At 35.1% G+C, this 21,497-nt stretch carries 20 protein-coding genes and 1 riboswitch; of the genes, 7 read left to right on the top strand and 13 right to left on the bottom strand.

Translation table 11 applies throughout. The features are described 5' to 3' along the window. Positions 1-358: 358 nt before the first annotated feature. Positions 359-1,513 carry an MFS transporter gene (locus tag ACONDI_RS15615; RefSeq protein WP_241079456.1) on the bottom strand — a complete coding sequence of 385 codons (1,155 nt, stop codon included), beginning with the start codon at positions 1,511-1,513 and terminating at the stop codon, positions 359-361. Between the two features lie 209 nt (positions 1,514-1,722). Here ACONDI_RS15615 and ACONDI_RS15610 point away from each other — a divergent pair, with 209 nt between their 5' ends. Continuing rightward, positions 1,723-2,388 (top strand): glycosyltransferase family 2 protein, encoded by a 666-nt coding sequence (locus ACONDI_RS15610; RefSeq protein ID WP_241079455.1) that lies wholly within the window; start codon positions 1,723-1,725, stop codon positions 2,386-2,388. A gap of 40 nt (positions 2,389-2,428) precedes the next feature. Here the strand turns inward: ACONDI_RS15610 and ACONDI_RS15605 are convergent, their stop codons facing one another. From ACONDI_RS15605 to ACONDI_RS15590, 4 genes are all read right to left on the bottom strand, one after another. Next, positions 2,429-3,697 (bottom strand): HD domain-containing phosphohydrolase, encoded by a 1,269-nt coding sequence (locus tag ACONDI_RS15605; RefSeq protein WP_241079454.1) that lies wholly within the window; start codon positions 3,695-3,697, stop codon positions 2,429-2,431. 61 nt (positions 3,698-3,758) lie between these two features. Then, positions 3,759-5,429 (bottom strand): ABC1 kinase family protein, encoded by a 1,671-nt coding sequence (locus tag ACONDI_RS15600; RefSeq protein WP_241079453.1) that lies wholly within the window; start codon positions 5,427-5,429, stop codon positions 3,759-3,761. A gap of 49 nt (positions 5,430-5,478) precedes the next feature. Further along, positions 5,479-5,799 (bottom strand): phasin family protein, encoded by a 321-nt coding sequence (locus ACONDI_RS15595; RefSeq protein WP_241079452.1) that lies wholly within the window; start codon positions 5,797-5,799, stop codon positions 5,479-5,481. A gap of 27 nt (positions 5,800-5,826) precedes the next feature. After that, positions 5,827-7,455 carry an amidohydrolase gene (locus tag ACONDI_RS15590; RefSeq protein ID WP_241079451.1) on the bottom strand — a complete coding sequence of 543 codons (1,629 nt, stop codon included), beginning with the start codon at positions 7,453-7,455 and terminating at the stop codon, positions 5,827-5,829. A gap of 199 nt (positions 7,456-7,654) precedes the next feature. On the opposite strand from ACONDI_RS15590, the gene ACONDI_RS15585 reads away from it, so the two are divergent. Further along, positions 7,655-8,122 carry an acyl-CoA thioesterase gene (locus ACONDI_RS15585; protein WP_241079450.1) on the top strand — a complete coding sequence of 156 codons (468 nt, stop codon included), beginning with the start codon at positions 7,655-7,657 and terminating at the stop codon, positions 8,120-8,122. Between the two features lie 82 nt (positions 8,123-8,204). Here the strand turns inward: ACONDI_RS15585 and ACONDI_RS15580 are convergent, their stop codons facing one another. The 4 genes from ACONDI_RS15580 to ACONDI_RS15565 are packed head-to-tail and all read right to left on the bottom strand — an operon-like array spanning position 8,205 to position 10,934. Then, complete coding sequence (locus tag ACONDI_RS15580) at positions 8,205-8,546, bottom strand: winged helix-turn-helix domain-containing protein (protein WP_241079449.1); 342 nt, start codon at positions 8,544-8,546, stop codon at positions 8,205-8,207. A gap of 43 nt (positions 8,547-8,589) precedes the next feature. Then, on the bottom strand, positions 8,590-9,261 hold the full coding sequence (locus ACONDI_RS15575) for an ABC transporter ATP-binding protein (protein WP_241079448.1): 672 nt from the start codon (positions 9,259-9,261) through the stop codon (positions 8,590-8,592). Positions 9,262-9,316: 55 nt separating this feature from the next. Next, positions 9,317-10,021 (bottom strand): ABC transporter permease, encoded by a 705-nt coding sequence (locus ACONDI_RS15570; protein ID WP_241079447.1) that lies wholly within the window; start codon positions 10,019-10,021, stop codon positions 9,317-9,319. Positions 10,022-10,070: 49 nt separating this feature from the next. Beyond that, positions 10,071-10,934, bottom strand: coding sequence for an ABC transporter substrate-binding protein (locus tag ACONDI_RS15565; RefSeq protein WP_241079446.1), 864 nt, complete (start codon positions 10,932-10,934; stop codon positions 10,071-10,073). Positions 10,935-11,180: 246 nt separating this feature from the next. On the opposite strand from ACONDI_RS15565, the gene ACONDI_RS15560 reads away from it, so the two are divergent. Then, on the top strand, positions 11,181-11,507 hold the full coding sequence (locus ACONDI_RS15560) for a hypothetical protein (protein ID WP_241079445.1): 327 nt from the start codon (positions 11,181-11,183) through the stop codon (positions 11,505-11,507). 41 nt (positions 11,508-11,548) lie between these two features. Here ACONDI_RS15560 and ACONDI_RS15555 read toward each other — a convergent pair whose 3' ends face one another. The 4 genes from ACONDI_RS15555 to ACONDI_RS15540 all read right to left on the bottom strand — a co-directional run bounded on the left by ACONDI_RS15555 (position 11,549) and on the right by ACONDI_RS15540 (position 15,826). Further along, positions 11,549-12,553, bottom strand: a complete 1,005-nt coding sequence (locus tag ACONDI_RS15555; protein WP_241079444.1) for a lysylphosphatidylglycerol synthase transmembrane domain-containing protein — start codon at positions 12,551-12,553, stop codon at positions 11,549-11,551. 155 nt (positions 12,554-12,708) lie between these two features. Then, positions 12,709-12,899, bottom strand: a riboswitch (cobalamin riboswitch). Between the two features lie 120 nt (positions 12,900-13,019). Then, the gene (locus ACONDI_RS15550; protein WP_277397793.1) at positions 13,020-14,660 is read right to left on the bottom strand and encodes an FAD-binding protein; all 1,641 of its coding nucleotides are present in this window, start codon (positions 14,658-14,660) and stop codon (positions 13,020-13,022) included. A gap of 137 nt (positions 14,661-14,797) precedes the next feature. Then, a complete protein-coding gene (locus ACONDI_RS15545) occupies positions 14,798-15,061 on the bottom strand; it encodes a metal-sensitive transcriptional regulator (protein WP_241079443.1) in 264 nt (87 codons plus the stop codon). Between the two features lie 525 nt (positions 15,062-15,586). Further along, positions 15,587-15,826 (bottom strand): NifB/NifX family molybdenum-iron cluster-binding protein, encoded by a 240-nt coding sequence (locus tag ACONDI_RS15540; RefSeq protein WP_241079442.1) that lies wholly within the window; start codon positions 15,824-15,826, stop codon positions 15,587-15,589. 170 nt (positions 15,827-15,996) lie between these two features. Here ACONDI_RS15540 and ACONDI_RS15535 point away from each other — a divergent pair, with 170 nt between their 5' ends. From ACONDI_RS15535 to ACONDI_RS15520, 4 genes are all read left to right on the top strand, one after another. After that, on the top strand, positions 15,997-16,377 hold the full coding sequence (locus ACONDI_RS15535; RefSeq protein ID WP_241079441.1) for an iron-sulfur cluster assembly scaffold protein: 381 nt from the start codon (positions 15,997-15,999) through the stop codon (positions 16,375-16,377). Positions 16,378-16,488: 111 nt separating this feature from the next. Beyond that, positions 16,489-17,922 (top strand): trimethylamine methyltransferase family protein, encoded by a 1,434-nt coding sequence (locus tag ACONDI_RS15530; RefSeq protein WP_241079440.1) that lies wholly within the window; start codon positions 16,489-16,491, stop codon positions 17,920-17,922. A 41-nt stretch (positions 17,923-17,963) separates the two neighbouring features. After that, positions 17,964-19,718 (top strand): ASKHA domain-containing protein, encoded by a 1,755-nt coding sequence (locus ACONDI_RS15525; protein WP_241079439.1) that lies wholly within the window; start codon positions 17,964-17,966, stop codon positions 19,716-19,718. A gap of 897 nt (positions 19,719-20,615) precedes the next feature. Continuing rightward, complete coding sequence (locus ACONDI_RS15520; protein WP_241079438.1) at positions 20,616-21,440, top strand: ABC transporter ATP-binding protein; 825 nt, start codon at positions 20,616-20,618, stop codon at positions 21,438-21,440. The last annotated feature ends 57 nt before the right edge of the window (positions 21,441-21,497 follow it).

The following is a 21,497-nucleotide window of genomic DNA, read 5'->3' as shown; positions in this document are numbered from 1 at the left end:
GCCCTGTTTAGTTTTCAAAGAACGGACCAAAAAAAAATACGCTATCTTTTTTTATTTGGTTTTTCCGAGTGCCTATAAATACTAACACACTAACCTAAAGCCGTCAAGAACTTTTTTAAACATTTCTTAAACTTTGTTTCGTTTAAATACGTCCTTCTTATTATTGACTCGTTTTTAGTTTGTTATTATATCTGCTATTCATTAATACACTCATCTCGAATGCAATAGATATAATAGCAGGTTTGATTATTTATGTCAAGATAAAATCGTGAACCGTTTCATTGTTCTGTGATATTGTCACCCCTAGAATGTTCTAGGAAAATGTCACTATGGCTAAAAAGCGACTGTTTAATTCTTTTTAATTAATAAATTTATAAGTCAAAACTCCTGCTGTGAAAATAAATATCCCTGCTAAAAAGAAAACAAACATAAAATCTGAAAAACTTAAAACATAACTGTTAACCAATGTACCTAAGCCCCCACCTACAAATAAGTTAAAGGAAACAAGCGACATCACTAGTCCTTTTTTATCTGGTATTAAGTTTTGTGCAGTTGTCACTATAAAAGTATGTAGAAGGATAAAAGAAAAACCATATCCCAAAAACGCAACAAGCATAAAATAATATATACCTATAAATCCCATGAGCCCCCAGCATAAAAATCCTAACACACCTGCATATATGATAATAGATGGCCCTACTTTTTCTTTTATTGATGCTGCATGTCTACCACCTATAACAGTTCCTAAACCAAAAAAGGTAAGAGCTACCCCAACCCAAAATATATTAAAGGTTGTAGTTTCTTGGACAAAATCTCCCGAATACATAAAGCTTCCTAATACAGAAAAACCCAGAAAAAACTCTGCACTAACTAAGTTGATTAATCTTTTATTACCAAAAGCTTCTCTATAAACTGATTTTAATGATAGATTACTATTGACGATATTAGATTTATCTAAAGTCTTACGGATAAAAATTGCAGTAGTAAATATTGCTAATCCGTAAGCAAAATATACCATTCTCCAGAAAACCAAATAAGTTAAAGTACCTGCGATTATAGGAGCTGCTGCAGCACCCATAAACAACATCCCAAGAGCTCTACCCAGCGCATTTTGCATAGCTTTTGGGTCATAAGAAAATTTTTCTCCAATAAGAGAAATAGTTACCGGAATAATGGAAGCAGCAAAGATTCCATTGACAGCACGGATTAAGCTTAATGAAACCAAACCCAAAGCAAATCCTCCCAAAGTACAAAATATCGAAACTGCGAAGGCTCCAATACTTATAACCTTTGCTTTTCCATATTTGTCAGCCATAGGACCAAAAAATAAAGTAAAGATCCCAAAAGGCAGTAAGTACGCAGTCACAAAAAGTCCAGCTTGACTGATATGCATATTGAAATCCCTTGCTATTTCAACTACCACGGCTGCTGAAGCATAATTGTCACCTTGAACTAAAAAGAGTAACAGGCTTAATATAAATAACTTTTTTTCTGAATATTCAGAAATAGTCAAGAGCACCACTACCAATCATTTATTACAAAGTATAAACGACCTACCTTGAGGGAGTTGACTTTTCCTAGAGCATTTGCATTATAAATTTATATGCTTTTTTACTTATGATATAACTTGACAGGACCAATATAAACTGACAAAATCAATTTATATTATGTAGATTGTCCATAAATAGAATAACATAATTAAATAGCGAGGAGGATGATATAATGACTAAAGATATAACTATATTAATACCTGCTTATTATGAAGCTCCTCGAATAGAAAAAGTATTAGAAGTAGTAACTAATTATCAAAAAGACACAAGGATTATTGTTATAGATGATGGTTCTCCAGACCACACTTCCGAAAACGCCAGCAAATTTCCAGTAGAGGTTATAAAACATAATCAAAACCTTGGAAAAGGTTCTGCTTTACAAAGCGGCATTAAGTATGTAGATGAAAGAGATAGATCACCTTACTGGGTTTTTTTAGATGCTGATTTAATTAACTTAGAAAAACAACACATTGATAAGCTTCTTAAACCTTTAGAAAAAGACAATACAATCGGCATGAGTGTTGGCATGTTCTCGGAAGGAGGAAAATTAAGGGTTGATCTCGCCCAAAAATATTTCGGTATCTTAAATGGGCAAAGAGCCCTTTCTAGAGAGTTTGTCAACAAACTCCCAGATTTAACCTGGTGTAGATTTGGTGTAGAAATATTTTTAAGTAAATATGCAAAGGCTATGAGTATACCTGTAGCTTATCCTGTTTTGGAGGGTATCACCCATCATACAAAGGAAGAAAAGTTCGGGCTAATCAAAGGTGTTTTATATAGAATACAAATGTATCATGAGTGTTTAAAAGCCTTGTTTACCTGGAGAAAAAATATATAGATCTTATATAACAACATATAAATTTCTCTTATCCTAAATTCTATCCTCCTGCATGCGTCTCCTTTTCTTTTGTATCCTGATATTTTTGTTTTGAGTTTAATTGAGCATTTTTCCTTACATCATCTATTTCTTTATAATTTTTCATCAAAACTTCCACAACCCCACTATCAAGAGCTTTTTCTTTAACCATATTATTTAATATATCCTCTACTTTTTGTGGGCTAAGTCCCTCTCTGTAAGGACGGTCTTCAGTCAGTGCTGTAAACACATCTGCCACTGCCACAATTCTACTTCCTAGAGACAATTTTTCTCCTTCACAATGAAAAGGATAACCCGAACCATCAATTTTCTCATGATGAAGAGCTCCCCATTTATTTATAGTTTCGAGCTGAGGAAGGCGCTCTAAAGTCCTATAAGTATAATAAGTATGAGTTCTAATAACCCTGAATTCATCTTCTGTGAGTTTTCCTGGTTTTTCTAATATTTCTTTTGGCACAGCTAACTTGCCCAAATCATGCAAATAACCTGCAAGTCTCATTTGCAAGCATTCCAAATCCGAGAACCCTATTTTACGTGCCAAAGCTTCGGCAGATGCAGCAACTCCACTAGAATGTGTCGAGGTAAATACACTTCTAAAGTCAATTACCCTTGTAAACAACTCACCAATTTCTAACAACCCGTTAATATCTAGACTGATAGAAGCTGCATTTGATTTAGCCCTTGAAGACAAGATTTCACCAACATCGGGAGAAACAATATCAAGCCAAAAAGACTCCTTTTCACTAACTTTCTCAAAGGCTTCTACTATTTCGGGAGCAAAAGTATCCCCTTTTTTATCGTTTATTTTTTCTATTATATAATCTTTTTGCTCCAAAATCTGCTTATCGGGGTTTATTAATACACTAATCCTATCCGCAAGGTGAACTATATGACTTTCAAAGGGTACTTTTGTCCTATATTCTTTGTATGAAGAGTGATGATAGCGTATAATCGTTGCAATCTCAGAGTAAAAGGGAAAACCTTTCAACATTAAGTACCCAAGCTCAGAATGCTTATGAGGGTTTTCAAGTTCAAAGGTAAGCGCATCTATTCTCTCTTTAAGAGAAATAGCACCACTATCATGTAACAAGCCTGCTAGGGTTAGAACCGTCTGTTTCTCTTTTGACAGTCCCATCTCTTCACCAAAATAATCAGCAATTAAGGCGACCTTTTTGTGGTGATCAACAACAACAGGGCTAATAAGATCCATAGCATCAGACAAACACATGGTCAAATCAAATAAAGAAACATTAAAGCTTTCACCAGGCAATCTCCCTCTCCCCTTTCAATTGACAGAAGCCCTTTTTAATTGAAAACCAACCCCAAAAAACTCAGAACCGTCCCGACTTAAATATGGCAAACATTAACCAGAAAAACATTAAAGCAGCTATACCAAAACCTATCTCTATTAATGGTAACTGCCAGATCAATGGCTGATAATCCCCAAAAGAAGCACCTATTATTAGGCTTGCCATAATAATACTAAAAGATAGCAACACGATGCTAAACGAAAGCCTGTTTCCAATCTGGTCAAGCTTTCTTAATATTAAATCTACCTGGGGAACGTTTATCTCTAACTTCCCTTTGCCACGTCTAAGTATGGTTACAAGATCTTTTAGTTCTAAGGTAAAGTTAAATAAATTCTTAGCATATTCAGAAGTACTCTTCCAGGTAAAGTCAAGTACATTCTTAGGATGAAATTTCTCTTTAAAAAGTTCTTTGCCAAAAGGCTCTGCTATATCTACCATACTTATGTCAGGATCTAGTTTTTTCACTACACCTTCCAAAATTATAAAAGTCTTTCCCAGTAAAGTTAAATCCGGAGGTATCCTGATCTGATATCTATATGCAAGCTTAAAAAAATCATTAATAGCATCTCCAAAGCTTATTTTCCCTAATGGGATACTATAATATCTATCCCTAGTTTTTTCTACATCTTTTTTGAAAGAATCAAGGTCAATGTCTTCTGGCACAAAACCTAGTTTCAAAATCGCTTTTACTATCATCTCGGGATTCTTTTTAATAATCCCGAGAAGCATCCCGATAAACTGATGTTTCATTTGGGGGGTTAGTCTGCCAACAATACCGAAGTCCGTAAAAGCAACTACATCATCAGGCAGTATTATGAAGTTTCCTGGATGAGGGTCCCCATGAAAAAAGCCTTCTTTTAAGACCTGAACAAAGTAAGCTTCCGTGATTCTGTTTGCAATTAATTTTTTATCATGGTTTCGGTTCTCTAACTCATCTAGGTGATTGATCTTTACTCCGTCAAGATATTCAAGTACAATGACCCTTTTTGTACTATAGTCCCAGTAAACTTCCGGAACATAGATCTCATTATTATTTTCAAATATTTCCCCGAATTTTTCTGCATTTCTAGCTTCTAATTGGTAATCCAATTCATCCCGCAAAATCTTTGCAAATTCATCTACCACGTCCCTTACCTGGTAATGCTTTGCCCAGCTTAATCTTTGTTCTGCCTGGGTTGCAAGATCTTTTAATATCTCAAGATCGGTCTCGATAACAGAGGTGATATACGGTCTTTGTACTTTTATAATAACTTCTTTTCCAGATTTTAGCTTTGCATAATGAACTTGCCCTATTGAAGCTGCTGCCAAAGAGTCCTTCTCAATATAAGAAAAAAAGTCTTTTGGATTACCCTGCAGTTCTTCTTCTAAAATTTCTTCTACCTGGGTAAAAGAAAAAGGTTCTACTTCATCTTGGAGTTTATCTAATTCTGAAATAATATCCGAAGGCAATAAGTCGGGACGTGTACTTAACAGCTGGCCAAGTTTAATAAAGGTAGGACCTAATTCTTCTAAGGCGAGTCTTAATTTGGCACCAACAGATCTAAGCTGTTTCCTATCGGTAAAAAACCTCTTTGACGGGGAAAGCATTTCAGAAAGACCTAAATCCTCAATCAAATATCCAAAACCATGCTTTGCAAAAACCGTCAATATCTCCCTATATCGATTTATATGACGCATCCTTTTACCTAACATACATACATCGTCCTTTACAACTAAAGTTTTTATTTATCATTTAAGCAAATCATTCACTTGAATTATTAGCTTCTAACTCCCGGATGCGCTCTTCTAATTTTTCAACCTTTTTTTCAAGATAAGTAAAGTCGTCTTTCGTAGGAATTTCTGTCTCTTTCAAAACATTATTCACCTGTTCATTAACCATACTTTTAACTTTTTGCTGTTCTTGTTGACCTCTTTCTACTATTTGTTCAACCACCTTTTTTGACTCCGAAGGTGCAATTTCACCTTTTTTTACAAGTTCATCTACAGCCTTTTCAACTTGTTCTTTACTAGCAACTGCAAGCCCTAACCCGAAGAACATCCCTTTTCTTAATAATTCAAACATTAAAATAACCTCCCTTTTACTAATAAATTAATAAATTTGATAACCTTGTTCATAACTTTTCTTTTGATATACTAATTGACCTGAAACAAAACTCATAAGAACTTCTATTTGATCTAATTCATTTAAAACCGTATCAAAAGGATCCTTTGATAAAACTATCAAATCTGCAAAGTTTCCAGTTTCTATACTGCCCTTACAGTCCTCTTCAAAATACTGATATGCCGCATTATAAGTATAAGCTTGTAACATATCTTCTACTGAAAGTTTTTCTTTCGGATTAAAGCCTTCAGACGGCCATAAGTCTAGGTTTTGGCGAAGTACTGCTGACCTAATCCCTAAGAAAGGATTTATAGGCTCCACCGGTGAATCAGAACCTGCTGCCAGGAGGACACCTTTGTCTACCATGCTCTTCCATCGATATAGATCTTTTAGATGGTCTTCACACAGCACGTCTTGAATCCAGTGGGCTTCACTTGACAAGAAGTTGGGTTGAAAATCTACTCCTATATTATTCTCTTGAAGCATTTTAATTAAACTATCATCAGTAATCCCTGCATGGACTACTCTATGACGTAGCTCCCTCGTATTATTCTCATAAAAAATATTTAATACTTTGTTCAAAGCCTCATCTCCAAGAGCATGTACAGTACACTGATAACCATTTTTTGAAGCTTTGTTAATAGCAGTTCTCATATATTCTTCTTCCATAGCAGCCAGCCCATAACCTTCCTTATCCTGGTATTTTTTCTTCAAAAGAGCAGTTCTACCTCCAAATGAACCATCAGCAAAGAATTTGATATACCCTTGTCTAAAAAACTCATTGCCCTGTAAGAACTTAATACCATTGTCCAAAATATCATCAAGCAAATGGTGCTCTACTCCAAGAGAAATCCTAAGGGGAAAATCCTCTTCTCTTAGGACCTCTTGATAAATGTCAAGAAGTTTTAAATAATGTTCAAAATCTTTTACTCCAATTGCCATATCATGAACCGATGTAATACCATACTTTTTAACCTGTCTAATAGCAGCTCTCAAAGATTCCTTTTGGATATTATGATCATTGTTAATAATATTATAAACCTTGTCCGCAGCATTTTCTTTTAATATACCATTTGGTTTTCCATCTGTATCCCTAACTATTATGCCACCTTCAGGAGATGGTGTGTTTTTATTAATTCCTGCAATCTCCAGTGCTATAGAGTTTGCCACAAACATGTGGGTACATGCCCTTATCAAAAAAACAGGGTTAAAAGGGGCAGCTTCATCTAAATCATATCTGTTTGGAGATCTTCCTTCTACGAAGTTAGTCTCATCAAAGGAAGTTCCTATGATCCATTCTCCAGGCGCTTTTTCTTTAGCAGCTCTTTTTATTTTTTCTTTAAGCATTTTGATTGAAGTAACACCAGATAAGTTTGTATGAACTTCAAGGTATCCTGTCTGCAGTAAATGGATATGACTATCAATAAATCCAGGCATTACAGTTTTATGTTTTAAGTCTATAACTTCTGCGCTAGGATAATTCTTTTTAATTATATCAAAGTCATCTATAATAGATATTCTACCGCTTGACACTGCAATACTTTTATTTTTTAAGTAGGAGTTCTTTTTGCCAGCCTTGGTGTATATATTAGCATTTTTGAGAATTATATTTTGCATTTTGACTTCCTCCTATAATTGCTTGTATATATAAACTTCTCTTTCATTTACTATTTTCCTCATTATAGCAGTTTTGTACTCCGTGGAATATGGTTTTTAGAAAAATACTTGAAGGATTTTTATGATTTTTATAGTAATACGTTAATTTAAGCGAACATATTTTTCAAAAAGACACAAAAGTATCCAGGGGGGTTTTTGAATGCCTAAGATTGAAAACATAATTCAACCAGACAAAGAAACCTGGTTAAAAAAGTTTCGTTTTAGCACAGATACAAGAGTGAGGTTTTGTGAAACAGACGCTTTTGGCCATTTAAACAACGTAAGTTACTTTATTTATTTCGAACAGGCTAGGTTAGATTATTTTAGAGAACTAGCCTTAACAGAAAAATTATTAAATGATAACCAACTATATATAGTTACCGCCGACCTTTATTGTCAATTTTTGGGGGAGGTTTATTTTGATGAAGAGCTAGAAGTAAAGTTAAGGACTACGAAGTTAGGTAATACAAGCTTTGATCTAGAGTACGGCCTTATTAGAAAAGAAAAGGGCATTGTAGCTGCAACTGGTAGAGGTGCTATTGTTTTGGTGGATAAACACTCACACAAAAGCACCCCTCTTCCAGACGATTTAAAAAACATAATTAAGGAGTACGAGCCCGAGCTATAAACTTATTAAAAGTTATTTGCCTTCATGCTAAATAAGTTAGTATGAAGGCAAATAATTCGAAGGTATTAATTATTTTCTCTAATTATTTTTCGCTATTAAAAATTTCATCAAAAAGATTTTCTAGCTTTTTTTCTGTTTCATCGTTTAACTTATCAAATTTTTTTAATAGATTTTCACCGGCTTCTGTTAGCTTTGTTCCTCCTCCTTCTTTGCCACCTGTTTTTCTATCAATAAGCTTATAGCCAAGTCGAGTTTCCGCCTTATTTAGTTTGCCCCAGGCTGACCGATACGAAATATCAAGACTCTTAGTAGCCTTACTAATAGAACCTGTTTCTTTAATAGCAAGTAATAAATTTAGTAGCCCTTCACCAATAATTCTTTCACCCTGTTCATTTTCAACCCAAAGCTTAAATTTAATTTTCATAAAATTATCCCACCTGATTAAATATTCTCTCCTTTAAAGCTTTTTAATGTATTAGTTCGCCTGACAAAAAGTCTTTTGTTATTTTACTTGCAGGGTTTTCAAAAAAGGTTTCTTTGTCATTCTCTTCTACCATTTCGCCCTTGTATAGCAACCCAACCCGATTCGCAAGCCTTTTTGCCTGAAAGACATTATGAGTAACAACAATTACTGTTGCTTTCTCGTTTTTTACATAGTCAAGAATTATATCTTCAATAATCTTCACATTAGTAGGATCCAAATTTGCCGTAGGTTCGTCCAAAAGTATTATCTCAGGCTTGAAAATTATAGCCCTTGCTAAAGACACCCGCTGTGCTTCACCACCTGAAAGTTTATCTGCCCGCTGTTTTTTTAATTCAGACAATCCAAGGCCAGAAAGCACCTTTTCTACACGTTCTTCATCAATTTTTTCTTTTCTTATTTTGAGTGGATAAATAACATTTTGCATAACTGAAGAGGTCATAAGCAAAGGAGTTTGAAATACAGTCGTAACTTTGCGTCTTATATTAAGGTCGGGAGTTTCACCTGCCTTAAAAGTTTTATCAAATAGTTTAATAGTTCCTGTGTCTGGACTCTCTACAAAATTCAAAAGTCGAAATAAAGTACTTTTTCCAGAACCGCTTGGCCCTATAAGAGCAAAAATTTCCTTTTGATTAATTGATAATTCATCAATCTTCAATACTGTTTTCCCCTGATATGCCTTTGTTATATTTTTTAGCTCATACACCGACAGATTAGTCACGTCCCATCAGCTTCCTTCCTTGAAAGTGTAGCATCACAAAATTAACGACAAAGGTAATCAAAAGAAGTATCAAGCCAAATGCCATAGCCACCCCGAAGTTTCCCTGCCTGGTTTCCAAAACAACTGCAGTAGTAAGCACCCTGGTGCTGCCTCTAATATTCCCACCTACCATCATAACAGCCCCTACCTCTGATATAACCGCTCCAAATCCTGCAATTATGGAGACAAGGACTCCAAGTCTTGCCTCTTTAACTGTGGCCCATAGAGCCTGTCCTTTGGTAGCTCCAAGAGCTTTTAACTGCATGAGAAGCCTTTTGTCAACTCCCATTACTGCAGTCATGGTAAACCCAGCAACAAGGGGAAATGAGATTAAACTCTGAGCAATTATTATTGCATTGGGGGTATACAGCCAATCAAGAGAGCCTAGCGGACCTGCATTTGACAAGATAATAAACACTATTAGTCCAACTACGACCGGTGGAAAACCCATTCCAGTATAAAGTAGAGCAACCACCAAATTTTTACCCGGAAAATTAGTAAGGCCCAATAAAGCTCCTATAGGAATACCTATGACAGCAGCAATGATAAGGGCTATCCCAGATACCCTCATAGAAACAGATATAATCTCCATCACATATGGATCAAAGCCAACTATTAGATTTACTGCTTCTGTAAATCCAGAAACTAAAACGTCCATTCTGTTCGTCCTCCAATATCTAATCTATTCACATAAAATCCTGCAATCATCAATCTGCATCTGGGAAAAACAATGGTTCCCCGTAGGTATCTACACCAAACTCTGATATTCTATCCTGAATATCCTCCCGGACAAAAAATTCTGCGAGAGAATGAGCGCCATCATAATCCACATTGGAAAACTCTTCAGGGTTTATAGGAATCATCCCATAAGAATTTTTTAGCTTTTCGCTTCCTTCAAAAACAACCTCCAGGTTGTTTAAGTTTTCTCTCATTGACAAATAAGTGCCTCTATCAGCCAACACGTAACCTTTCATTTCATTAGCTGTTATAAGCGTATCACCCATTCCCTGTCCTAAAGAATTATACCACTCCTTGTCATCTACATTTAAATCGAATTCTTCCCATAGAGAAAGTTCAGCTTGGTGAGTTCCTGATCCATCTCCTCTAGAAACAAACACTGTATCACCATCCTCTGTTTCCTTGTATATACTTTTCATGGCATCTTCAAGATTATTTATATTTTTAATCCCCAGTGGATCATCTTCAGGGCCAAGGATAACAAAATCATTGTACTTTACCTGGTAGCGTTTCTTACCATATCCATCAGCTACGAATTCTTTTTCAAGTTCTTTTGCATGTACGAAAATAACGTCTGCATCGCCCCTTCTTCCAGCTTCTAAAGCTTGGCCTGTACCTACAGCAATCACTTCCACATTGTAACCTGTCTCATCTTCAAATATTGGAAGCAGCTCATCCAATAGGCCAGAATCCTCTGTACTAGTCGTAGTAGCTAACCTAAGCCTAGGATTATCTGATCCAGAACTACAACCTGTTAAAATAAAGCTAAGCAAAAAAAATAAAAGTAGAAAGTTACACAGTTTAGTTTTTTTGTTATTAACTAGTTTGTACATTACCACCACTCCTTTAGCAGCTTTTACAGCTTTTTAACCTCTTTATGTTTTTCCCTGCATATCGCTTCACAGGTTATATTCTACATTTTTTATAGTAATCCTGCTTAAAAAAATAATTTGTGAAAGTAATGTACAAGCAATTTTGTTATAGTCCTTTTATTAAATTCCTTAGAATAACGATCAGTATAGCCTTAAATACTTAGCAAATAATAAAAATATAATAAAGAGTGTGGAGGTGGATTTTGCTTGAGAGTAGTAGGAAGGTTCCCAGACAAATCACGTGCTAGTTCTGCAATAGACAGCCTTAAAAAAATTGGCCTTGATAGAAAAGATATGATTGTAAGTCAAATAAAAAATGATGAGTTTGTAAATAGTGAAATTGAAACAGAGGAGATACGTTTTGTTCAAACCGAACGTGAAGGCCTAGGAGAAACTGAAAGTTTTATCGAAGGTATTTCAGGCTTAAAAGGAAAAGGCGGTATTGTGGTAGCTGTAGAAGTTTCAAAACATGACAGACATAGAATAAGAGAACTAATGGAACAATCTGGTGCTAATGAGATAGTCGAAGACTAGTTGTAGGCTGAATTAACTAAGAAATGTACAAAGGGGCTTTGTCAAGCTCCTTTGCTTTTTTGATATAATAGGGACTGCCCTGTACGCACAAAATTTAAAATAGTGACAGTAAAAAATGAAATCAGCATTGTTAACCATAATGTAAATAACCTGCTTAATATGCTAACTGTGAGAGCCAAATTTTCTGTTAAGCCCATATTATATAATTGAAAGCTCATGGCACCTTCATAGGTCCCTATTCCACCGGGACTTATTGGCAGCATGCTAAATAGATAGCCCATAAAAGTTGCACTTGATGCCTGTACATAAGATAGATTTATATTCATATCTACTACTATAAAAAATGTTTTCAAACCTAGAAGACTCCAGATAATAATACCTAACAAAAAAGCTTTTCCAAGTGATAATTTATTGTTTAAAAACATTTTCTTATAAGTAGAAAATTCATTGATCAATCGATTAAACTTATTAACTCCAAGTTTATAAAATAAATAGTTTAACTTTTCTTTAGAAATAAAAGCATAAACAAAATAGATTATAGAAAATATTATGGTCGCTGTAATGATTACGTATAGCAAATTATCCATTAAGAACGACGGTATTCTTTTATAAACAATTATGTAACAAGCCATCATGACTATCAAAAAACTACATATACTAATAATTTTTTGAGCTATAACAAGGGTTATGGCCTCCTTTTTATCGTAACCATAACTTTTTATTAGCATAACAACTTTTAGACCTTCTCCTCCCGTCTTTACAGCAGGAGTCACCCCTTCTAACAAGGTTCCATATGAATTAACAATCCAAAAGTCTTTTACTTGTCCACCTTGTCCACCAAGTTTATCAGATAAAATTATGGAACAATATTTCCACTGCATAGCTATTAATGCTAAAGTAACAAACTGCAGTACAATCAACCAAATAATTGTCGCAGAAGACATTTGTTTTACATTAGCTATAAACTCCGGCATATGGGCAAAAATAATAGCTACTACTGATAAAAGAAAAATGCTTTTCAAAATTTTTACAAGTTTATTATTCATTGTTTGTCAACTCCATAATCACTAAACTTCATCATCATATTCATCGTCTAAATTAAAAAACTCCCTTTGAAAGGGAGTAGGAACCAACAGTAAAGTGATACTAGTATTATAAAGATATCTTAGCGAAACTTTACCTCCCTATCCATCGTAGATCAAAGGTAAAAACAAATCAGGCAGGTCTCCTGGCTCAGGTTCATCAATTATTTTCGCCTTCCCAGAGAAGTTCACCTTTCTCCAGTGGCCTATGTGAAAATAATCTCCCCTTTACAGTGGCGGGACCGCGTCGAATTTTCACCGACTTCCCTTTTAACCTTATAAATAAGGCACCTAATTCATATATATATTTAATTTTTGTTCAGATTACATGTTTACTTCATTCTTATTAATAAGCTAGTTTGTTATATTCTCGTTAAAAAAATAATTTCCTCCTGCGATTTCAGAAATACTTTAAAAGAGCTAAATAATATTACTGTGGATGATAAAAACTCTTAGTAAAGTTATCATCATCTTTATTTGGATAATCCTTACGGTAATGACTACCGCGACTTTCTTGTCTTTGAAGTGCTGACCTAACAGTCAATTGAAATAATTTTGAACTCATTTCACATGTCACAAGGTCTTTCAAATCTTTCTTTCTTACCTTACCTTCTCCTGCTAATTTACAGAGATTTAGGATTTTGTCTCTTATTTTTTCACCTTCTTTATAACCCTCTTTCATGGTGGCCTCTTCCCTTATAGGCGAGAGAGCTTCCCAGTGCAGTTCTTTTAATTTTCGATCTATAATTTTTACATTTTCATTACTATTTTCCTCATTAGCTAATAAACCTTCTTTATTTGATTTAGTTAAATTATTACTTATATTCAATATTTTAATCAAAGGATTTTGATATTCGATATTTGATAGTTCAACATCTTTAAGTTCTTCACCATCAGTTAATCTCTTCTCCATTTTTAAGGCACATTTTATACCAAAAGTAAGAGCTTCAGTCAGGGCATTCCCCCCAAGACGATTAGCGCCATGAATTCCTCCAACCACTTCTCCTGCAGCATAAAGCCCCTTAACACCTGTTTCTAGTTTTTCATCTAATGCTATTCCACCCATGGTAAAGTGAGCCGCCGGTCCTATCAAGAAAGGCTTCTCTTCAAAATTAAAGCTTATCCTCTCATACAGTGGAAGAGAATTAAGTCCCTCCCATTCTTCTTTAGGGCATGACGTCATATCCATCCAAACTTGGCTTCCAGCCTGCCATTCTTCTTCTAGCTTTCTACCAAGTTTGTCTCTTTCGCTAAGACAAGCTGTATTAGCATTCCAACCTTCCCCTAGGTGCTTTTTAAGTAAATCTTCTCCTTCATCATTAACTAGCTTAGTACTCTTTGGATAAAATATAGGAGCTATAAATCCAGGAAGCCTTTTATCTCTAAAACCTATTGGGTAAAATTGTATAAATTCCAAGTCCTTCAATCTGGCTCCAGCCCTATAAGCAAGTACTAAACCTTCTCCTCTCATGGCTGGTGGATTATCATTTTTCATAAAAGACCCTGCAAATCCTCCTGTAGCCAAAAGCACTGTCTTTGATTTGAAGTACACAAGGTCATTATTATCATCTAATGCCAAAACACCCTGGCATTTGTCACCATCTTTAATTAATTCTACAGGAAGGTGAAAGCTATAAAATCTAACTCCTAATTTTTTTGCAATAGCTGTCAATTCATCCATCAGATTAGATCCTGGAATGGGTCTTTCCCCTTTTTTTACCTGAAAGCCCCTTTCGGTGTTATTTAGCACTATACCTAACTCTTTGGACAAAAATTCAAATGCCTCAGGAGATTCTTCCACCATTTGTTTTAATATATCCTGTTGATTAACCCCTTCACCCGCCTCAAAACTCATTTTATAATGATCTTTTTCATCAAATTCACTACCTCCGGCAGACGTAAAAATACCCATCGAAAAGGAGGTACAAGTCGCTTTTCCAGGTCCTTTTTTTGTTATAACGGCCGCTTCTTTATTCATTTTAGATAATTTTATAGCAGCAATAATCCCGGCAAGACCGCTGCCGATAACTACTGCAGGTTCTTCAATTTGTTTAATATAGTTACTTATCAAAAAAAAGCCCCCTTAGGCTTAGCAAAGTTAATTTTAATTTATCACAATATATCCCTTTAATCAATTTAAAAAATTTATCATATACCCCGATATATCTCGATTGTAAATGTACAGGATATTTTTTGAACCTTTTATATTTATTTAGCATATTTAGAAATTAGTTCACTTAATTCTTTAATAGATTCGGCCTGATTTTTATTATCATTCACTTCACTTAGACATTCTTTTAAATGATGTTCAAGAATTATTGTTCCTACATTGTTTACAGCTGATCTAACTGCATTTGTCTGCATTAAAATATTTGTACAGCACTTATCCTCTTCCACCATCTTCCTTATGCCTTTGATCTGCCCCTCTATTCTTTTGAGCCTATTTAGTATTAAAGTTTTTTGATCTTTCACACTAAATACCTGGTTACTAAAATATGCACAAATCTAAACGTTGCGCTTAATGATCCGCCGCCGAACCAAGAAAAGGCGACTTACCGCAGAGATTTTCACTCTGTTTCGCCAGTATAGGGTCATCTACCTAAAGTAGAAGACAGACCGGCGACTCCCTGTTAGGGACGGCGGGTGCGATAGGCCTTTCCTTCCCAAGGTATTAACCTATCGCAGTAAAAGAATTTTAGTAACTCAGGGTTTTCACCTCCTGTCTTTTTAGTTTATGATCGCTTAAATTAAATTCCAAAAATACCTCCCATAAAACCAATAATAAACTGTCATTTTTCACTTTTATCTTTTAATTTTCAAACACAATCCCCTATATACCTCACAGGGGTATTTATATGGTAATGTAAAAATCAGTCAATGTCAATCAAATTTATAAGAAAAAGTGATAAAAAAACCCCCATTTAGCACTTTTATATGCCAGGGGGATAATATTATTGTTATGACCTTTATTATTATTATTTAATTGATATTCAGTTTTTAATGCCCACAATTCGGACCATCGTGCTCACAATATGAACAATTACCAGAAAGTTTCCCATCCATATAGTCATTTATGACTGCCTCTACTTCACCCTCTATTCCTACTAATGTATCGATTCCTTTAGATGCAAAAAGCTGTCTTGCTCTTTCTCCCATGCCTCCTGAAATGACACATTCAACTCCTTGTTCAGCCAAAAACTTTGGCAAAAATCCTGGCTTGTGACTTCTGTTTTTCAAGGTATTTCTTTTTTGTCATATGCTTATTACCGATGATACCAAAGATATTAGCATATGTCAATTTCGGGCAGCCTAAATAGCTTTACTTAATTCACAATAAGATAAATTGACTCCAACGATTTACAGAGTTACACTTATAATAACAAGAAATATTTAGAGGAGTTGTTAGCATGTACAGTGAAAAAGTAATCGAGCATTTTTCAAATCCAAGAAATGCAGGAAGCATCGACATTCCTGATGGCGTAGCAGCTATAGGTGACCCCTCCTGTGGAGATTTCTTGCGTATTTATATTAAAGTAAAAGACAACTGCATAGATGATATAAAGTTTGAAGTTTTTGGTTGTCCGGCAGCTATTGCTACAAGCAGTATAACAACAGAACTAGCAAAAGGAAAAAAACTAAACGAAGCTTTGCTAATCTCTAGTAAAAATATCATTGATTCCCTCGGAGGACTACCAAAGCCCAAGCTGCACTGTTCAATTCTAGGAGCAAAAGCTCTGCATGAAGCTATAAAGGATTATCTTAAACAATCAAATAAAATGGTCACCTAGTTCGCAAAAATATTTCACAAAAATTGTTGAAATATTGACAACTATTAAGTCATACTTTAAACTGAAATTAACCCTATACCCCTAAGGGGTATACAAGGGAGGGGAAAGATTATGCATAAAGCAGCGGTTTTATCTGAAGAAGAATTAAAGAAAATCAATTCTACTTCTTTAAAAATATTAAACGAAGTAGGGATTGGGTTTCATTATGATTACGCTTTGGATTTATTTAAAAAAGCCGGTTTCAAGGTGGATAATGGCAAAGTTTTTTTCACCGAAGAACAAGTTGATGAGTATGTAAGCAAAGCTCCATCTTTTTTCACAGTAAAAGCTATGAATCCAGAAAAAAACATACCTATAGGCAGGGGATATATCAGCTTTGCTCCCGGTTATGGTTCTCCATTCATAGTAGAAGAAGGGTGTAATAGGCAAGCCACCCTTTCAGATTTTAGAAATTTTGCCATTTTAACAGGAAGCAGTCCTCATATTGATTTTTCAGGTGGTATTTTGCTAGATATGAAAGATGTCCCTGCTGATATTAAACATAAGGTAGGGATCCTTGAGTTGTTAAGACATTCCGACAAACCTTTCATGGGAAGTTCTGATGGGGCTAGAGGTGCAAAAGACTCTATTAAAATGGCAGAAATCGTTTTTGGCGAAGATTTCGTGGCAAACAAACCGGTAATGGTAAACTTAATAAACGCTAACAGTCCTCTAGCTTATTCCAAAACATCCCTTGAATCTATGATAGAGTACAGCAAAGTATCTCAGCCTCTAATAATTTCTTCAATTACAATGGCAGGGGCAACTGCTCCGGCAACACTAGCAGGAGCTCTAGCACTTCAGAATGCAGAAGTTCTAGCTGGAATTGTCTTTTCACAATTAATAAATCCCGGAAACCCGGTTATATATGGAGGTGCTTCAGCTGTAACGGATATGCAGGATGGAGAATTATCTGTAGGCGGAGGTGAAACGGTCCTATTTGCTACGGCTAGTGCACAGCTCGCAAGGGAGTATAATTTACCTGTCCGAGGGGGCGGCGGTAGTGTTACCGATGCAAAAATTCACGATAACCAGTCAAGTCAAGAATCTGGAATGACACTTTTAGGCACTGTAGCTGCTGACACTGATTTTATTTTGCATGCTGCAGGTAGTTTGCAGTTTTATAATGCTATGAGTTATGAAAAATTCATATTTGACGAAGATTTATGCGGTACCATGAAATATATTAAAAAAGGTCTTAATATCGATGAAGAGAAGTTAGCATTTGATGTAATTAAAGAAGTAGGATGTTGTGGAGAATTCCTTTCTAATATTCACACTTTTAATCATTTCAGAGAAGAGTTTCATTTTCCTAAAGTTTCTGATAGACACACCTACAGCAAGTGGGTTGATATGGGCAGTAATGAATCATTAGAGGTGGCAAAAAGGATGTTAAAAGAAAGACTAGAAGAAAACAGAAATAAGAATTACCTTGATAGCACTACAGAAAAACAGCTTATGAAATACGCTGGTTTAGATGAAAAAGATAATCTTACTGCAAGCTAGAAAGCAAGTTAGAAAATTTCATTTCAAAAGGAGTTTTTAATATGCCAAAGGTTAAAATCGTAAACGAGGACAAAATAATTGAATCCGAAGGAATGAAAAATTTACTAGAACTCTTAATTGAAAATAATATCTATATAGATTCACCCTGTGGAGGCAAAGGTTCTTGCGGCAAATGCCTGGTAAAGATAAACAATGAACCCGTATACAAACTGGCATGTCAAACACAGGTTGATTCTGATATGACTATAGAATTAGTAAGTAGTAAACCAGAAGAAGAAACAATTCTTGTAGACGGTTCCATGATGGAGTTAAAAGTTGATCCACTAATTAAAAAAGAATTAATAAAACCCGAAACTTTAACTTATAAATCTGAGGCATTAGATAAAGCAATCAACAAAGAATACAAAACCCCTATACTTTTTTCACATGATAATTACAAGCAGCTTAGTAATGTATATAAAGAAAACTTCGACGAAATAACTCTAACCCTGGAAAGACAAGAAACTGTCCTAAATATCGAACCTGGAGATACCAGAAATGTAGTCTACGGTATAGCTATAGACATTGGTACAACAACCGTTGCTGGATACCTATGGGATCTATCTAAGGGAGAGAAAATTTGCACCTCTTCTAAGCTGAACAAACAAAGCCCTTACGGGGCAGATGTTATAAGTAGGATAACTTATATCATAGAAAACGAAGGCGGCAGTAAAGATCTACAAAAGAAAGCATTAGAGACAGTCAATGAAATCATCCAAGATTTATGTCAAAAAGGAGAAATTGATAAAGATGATATATATCATCTTTCTTTAGTAGGTAATACTACCATGAACCATCTATTCTGGGGATTCGATCCTACTACACTCGGAAAGTCTCCATATTTACCAGTTACCCAAAAATGCATAGAAGCTAAAGCTAAAGATATTTCTATAGACATAAACCCAAGTGGCAAAGTAATTTTTCTACCAAGTATTGCGGGTTTTGTAGGAGCAGATACAATCGGAGCTGCCCTAGCTTCTCAAATAGATGAAAATAAAAAAGAACTTTTAATAGATCTTGGAACAAACGGAGAACTAGTAGTTACTGGAAACGGAAAGATGATAGCCTGCTCTACAGCTGCTGGCCCAGCTTTTGAAGGAGCAAAAATTTCCCATGGTATGCAGGCAACAAGTGGAGCAATATCAAGGGTAACATACGAGGATAACCAACTATTATACACCACTATAGGCAATAAACCTCCAAAAGGTATCTGCGGTTCTGGACTTATGGACATAATGGCCATTTTGATCAGAAAAGGGGTGGTCGATAAAAAAGGAAAAATCGTATCCCAAGAAGAAATAGAAGACCCAGAGCTAGCAAAACGCATAAAAGAAGATGAAAAAGCCAAGTCATTTATCCTTGCCTTCCCTGAAGAAGCTCACAGTAACAAGGAAATTCTTCTAACTCAGGCAGACATAAGAGAAGTACAACTTGCAAAGGGAGCTGTAGCAGCAGGGATACAAACATTATTAAATGAAGCAAACACAAGTTACGAAGAGCTAGAATATATATATCTAGCAGGTGGATTTGGAAATTATGTAGACGTAAAAAGCACACAAATTTTGGGTCTAATCCCAAATATAGCAGAAGAAAAGATTATTCCAGTTGGAAACGCTGCAGGCTCAGGCTGTCAAATGGCACTTGTTAATAGAAATTTTTATGAAGAAGCAATGAAATTGGTTGACAAAATCGATCATTTAGAACTTGCTTCAAAAAGCGACTTTCAAACCACCTTTATGAATTCAATGTACTTTTAAATCTAAGACTTTGTTTTAAAGTGCGGTCCTTTCATCAATTATTTCTAGCATATGCTTATTATTTATAATAGCAAGTTTTTTGTCATATGTCAAAAAAGAAATAAAAAAACTTCTTATAAATCAATTAAAAAAATGTGTATAATTTTTATTAAATAAGCAACAATAATAAACGAAGGGTTCGCAATGGCTGAGCCGAAGGTTACTTAGGGGTCGTGAAGGCTCCTAAGTAGCCGGCCGAAGGTCAATGTCGGGTCTTATGGGCTCGGCATTGGCCGGAGGGAAGATCTCTGTGGGTCAATTACTGGCTCTTAAATAGTCGGAACTACTATTTAAGGGTCATCTGAGATCCGCAGAGGTCGAGCTAAGACCGTGACGGGTTCCTTAAGAGGTTGTAAGGGGTCGAGAGATTTCTTATAGCTTCTTCCAAAGGGATCTGTCTCGGTCGAGGCAATGGTTGGTGTGGGTTCCGGAATGGTCCTTTGTACCCGAGAGGTTGCAGAGGGCTCAAAAGGGATCCGCATCAGCCTGAGCCCAGGCCATTGCGGGCTCTTTTTTTATTTCTATTATAAGCTTATACCTTCCAATTTAATTAGCCATTCAAATTTTCTTACCATATTTTCATGGTATCTTGAGAAAAATACTTATATTCATTAAAAAAATATTTTAAGTTTAGTGTTGACATATATAATTAAGTGTATTATTATTTATTTAAGTAAGTAATTAAATAGATTTTAAAAGTATAAAGAAAAGGGGGTAATTTAACATGTGCGAAAAAAATAATTGCAAAAAACCAGAGAATTTAAAGGAAACACCAAAAAAATGCAGTCCAGAACAAATTAAAAAATGCCATGGAGATACAGACAAGCATGAATGTGAAAATTAAGAGGTGAATTAGAATTGAGTTTTCCTGCCATCGAAGTCCATAATTTAAGTAAAAATTATGGCCAAGTTAAAGCTGTTGATAACATTAGTTTCAAAGTCGAAAAAGGAAGCTTATTTGGCTTTTTGGGGCCAAATGGAGCAGGAAAAAGTACAACACAACGTATTTTGACAGGGGTCATTCAGCCTGACAAGGGAGACGTAAATTTAATGGGACACTCCATTAGACAAGAACCTATAAAAGCAAAAGGGCTTATAGGAGTAGTACCAGAGCAGGCAAATATTTATCCAGACCTTACTGCTCTAGAAAACTTAGTACTAACAGGAGAAATATACGGCCAAAATAAAAATACCTGTACAACCCGGGTAAGTACACTGCTTAGAAAGTTTAATCTATATGAAAAAAAGAATTTAAAAGCCAAAGGATTCTCTAAAGGAATGAAACAACGCCTTTTACTATGTATGGCACTAATAAATGATCCAGAAATATTATTCTTAGACGAACCAACCACAGGTCTTGATGTTGAAAGTAAAAAGGTTATCAGGGATATAATCACAGAATATAGCAATCAAAATAAGACAATTTTTCTTACTACTCATGACATTGAAGAAGCAAGCTATCTATGTGATAAAGTAGCAATAATTAACCAAGGAAAAATTGCTGTTATTGACACTCCTACAAGGTTGAAAGAGTCGATAAGTGAGTTAAAAACTATAGAAATTATTATTAATTCCCACAGGATATTTATCTTTCTAAGTCTAATTTTTACAATGTACCAAACGCGCAGGAAGGAAAAACCCACCTGCGCTATTTTTATATTATTGACTTATGCAAACTACTAAGGTACACTAACAAAGCAAACATTTTATTTTAACATTCAATATTTAGATAAAAAAAAG

It is taken from the genome of Natranaerofaba carboxydovora (genome assembly GCF_022539405.1).
In the GTDB taxonomy this organism is placed as follows: domain Bacteria; phylum Bacillota; class Natranaerobiia; order Natranaerobiales; family Natranaerofabaceae; genus Natranaerofaba; species Natranaerofaba carboxydovora.
This window is presented reverse-complemented; position numbering and strand designations above follow the sequence as displayed.

Bases quoted from the DNA above. Each gene is read 5' to 3' on its own strand.
- ACONDI_RS15565 (WP_241079446.1), bottom strand. From the start codon at position 10,934: ATGTACAAACTAGTTAATAACAAAAAAACTAAACTGTGTAACTTTCTA.
- ACONDI_RS15585 (WP_241079450.1), top strand. From the start codon at position 7,655: ATGCCTAAGATTGAAAACATAATTCAACCAGACAAAGAAACCTGGTTA.
- ACONDI_RS15525 (WP_241079439.1), top strand. From the start codon at position 17,964: ATGCCAAAGGTTAAAATCGTAAACGAGGACAAAATAATTGAATCCGAA.
- ACONDI_RS15590 (WP_241079451.1), bottom strand. From the start codon at position 7,455: ATGCAAAATATAATTCTCAAAAATGCTAATATATACACCAAGGCTGGC.
- ACONDI_RS15595 (WP_241079452.1), bottom strand. From the start codon at position 5,799: ATGTTTGAATTATTAAGAAAAGGGATGTTCTTCGGGTTAGGGCTTGCA.
- ACONDI_RS15600 (WP_241079453.1), bottom strand. From the start codon at position 5,429: ATGTTAGGTAAAAGGATGCGTCATATAAATCGATATAGGGAGATATTG.
- ACONDI_RS15570 (WP_241079447.1), bottom strand. From the start codon at position 10,021: ATGGACGTTTTAGTTTCTGGATTTACAGAAGCAGTAAATCTAATAGTT.
- ACONDI_RS15535 (WP_241079441.1), top strand. From the start codon at position 15,997: ATGTACAGTGAAAAAGTAATCGAGCATTTTTCAAATCCAAGAAATGCA.
- ACONDI_RS15555 (WP_241079444.1), bottom strand. From the start codon at position 12,553: ATGAATAATAAACTTGTAAAAATTTTGAAAAGCATTTTTCTTTTATCA.
- ACONDI_RS15610 (WP_241079455.1), top strand. From the start codon at position 1,723: ATGACTAAAGATATAACTATATTAATACCTGCTTATTATGAAGCTCCT.
- ACONDI_RS15530 (WP_241079440.1), top strand. From the start codon at position 16,489: ATGCATAAAGCAGCGGTTTTATCTGAAGAAGAATTAAAGAAAATCAAT.
- ACONDI_RS15580 (WP_241079449.1), bottom strand. From the start codon at position 8,546: ATGAAAATTAAATTTAAGCTTTGGGTTGAAAATGAACAGGGTGAAAGA.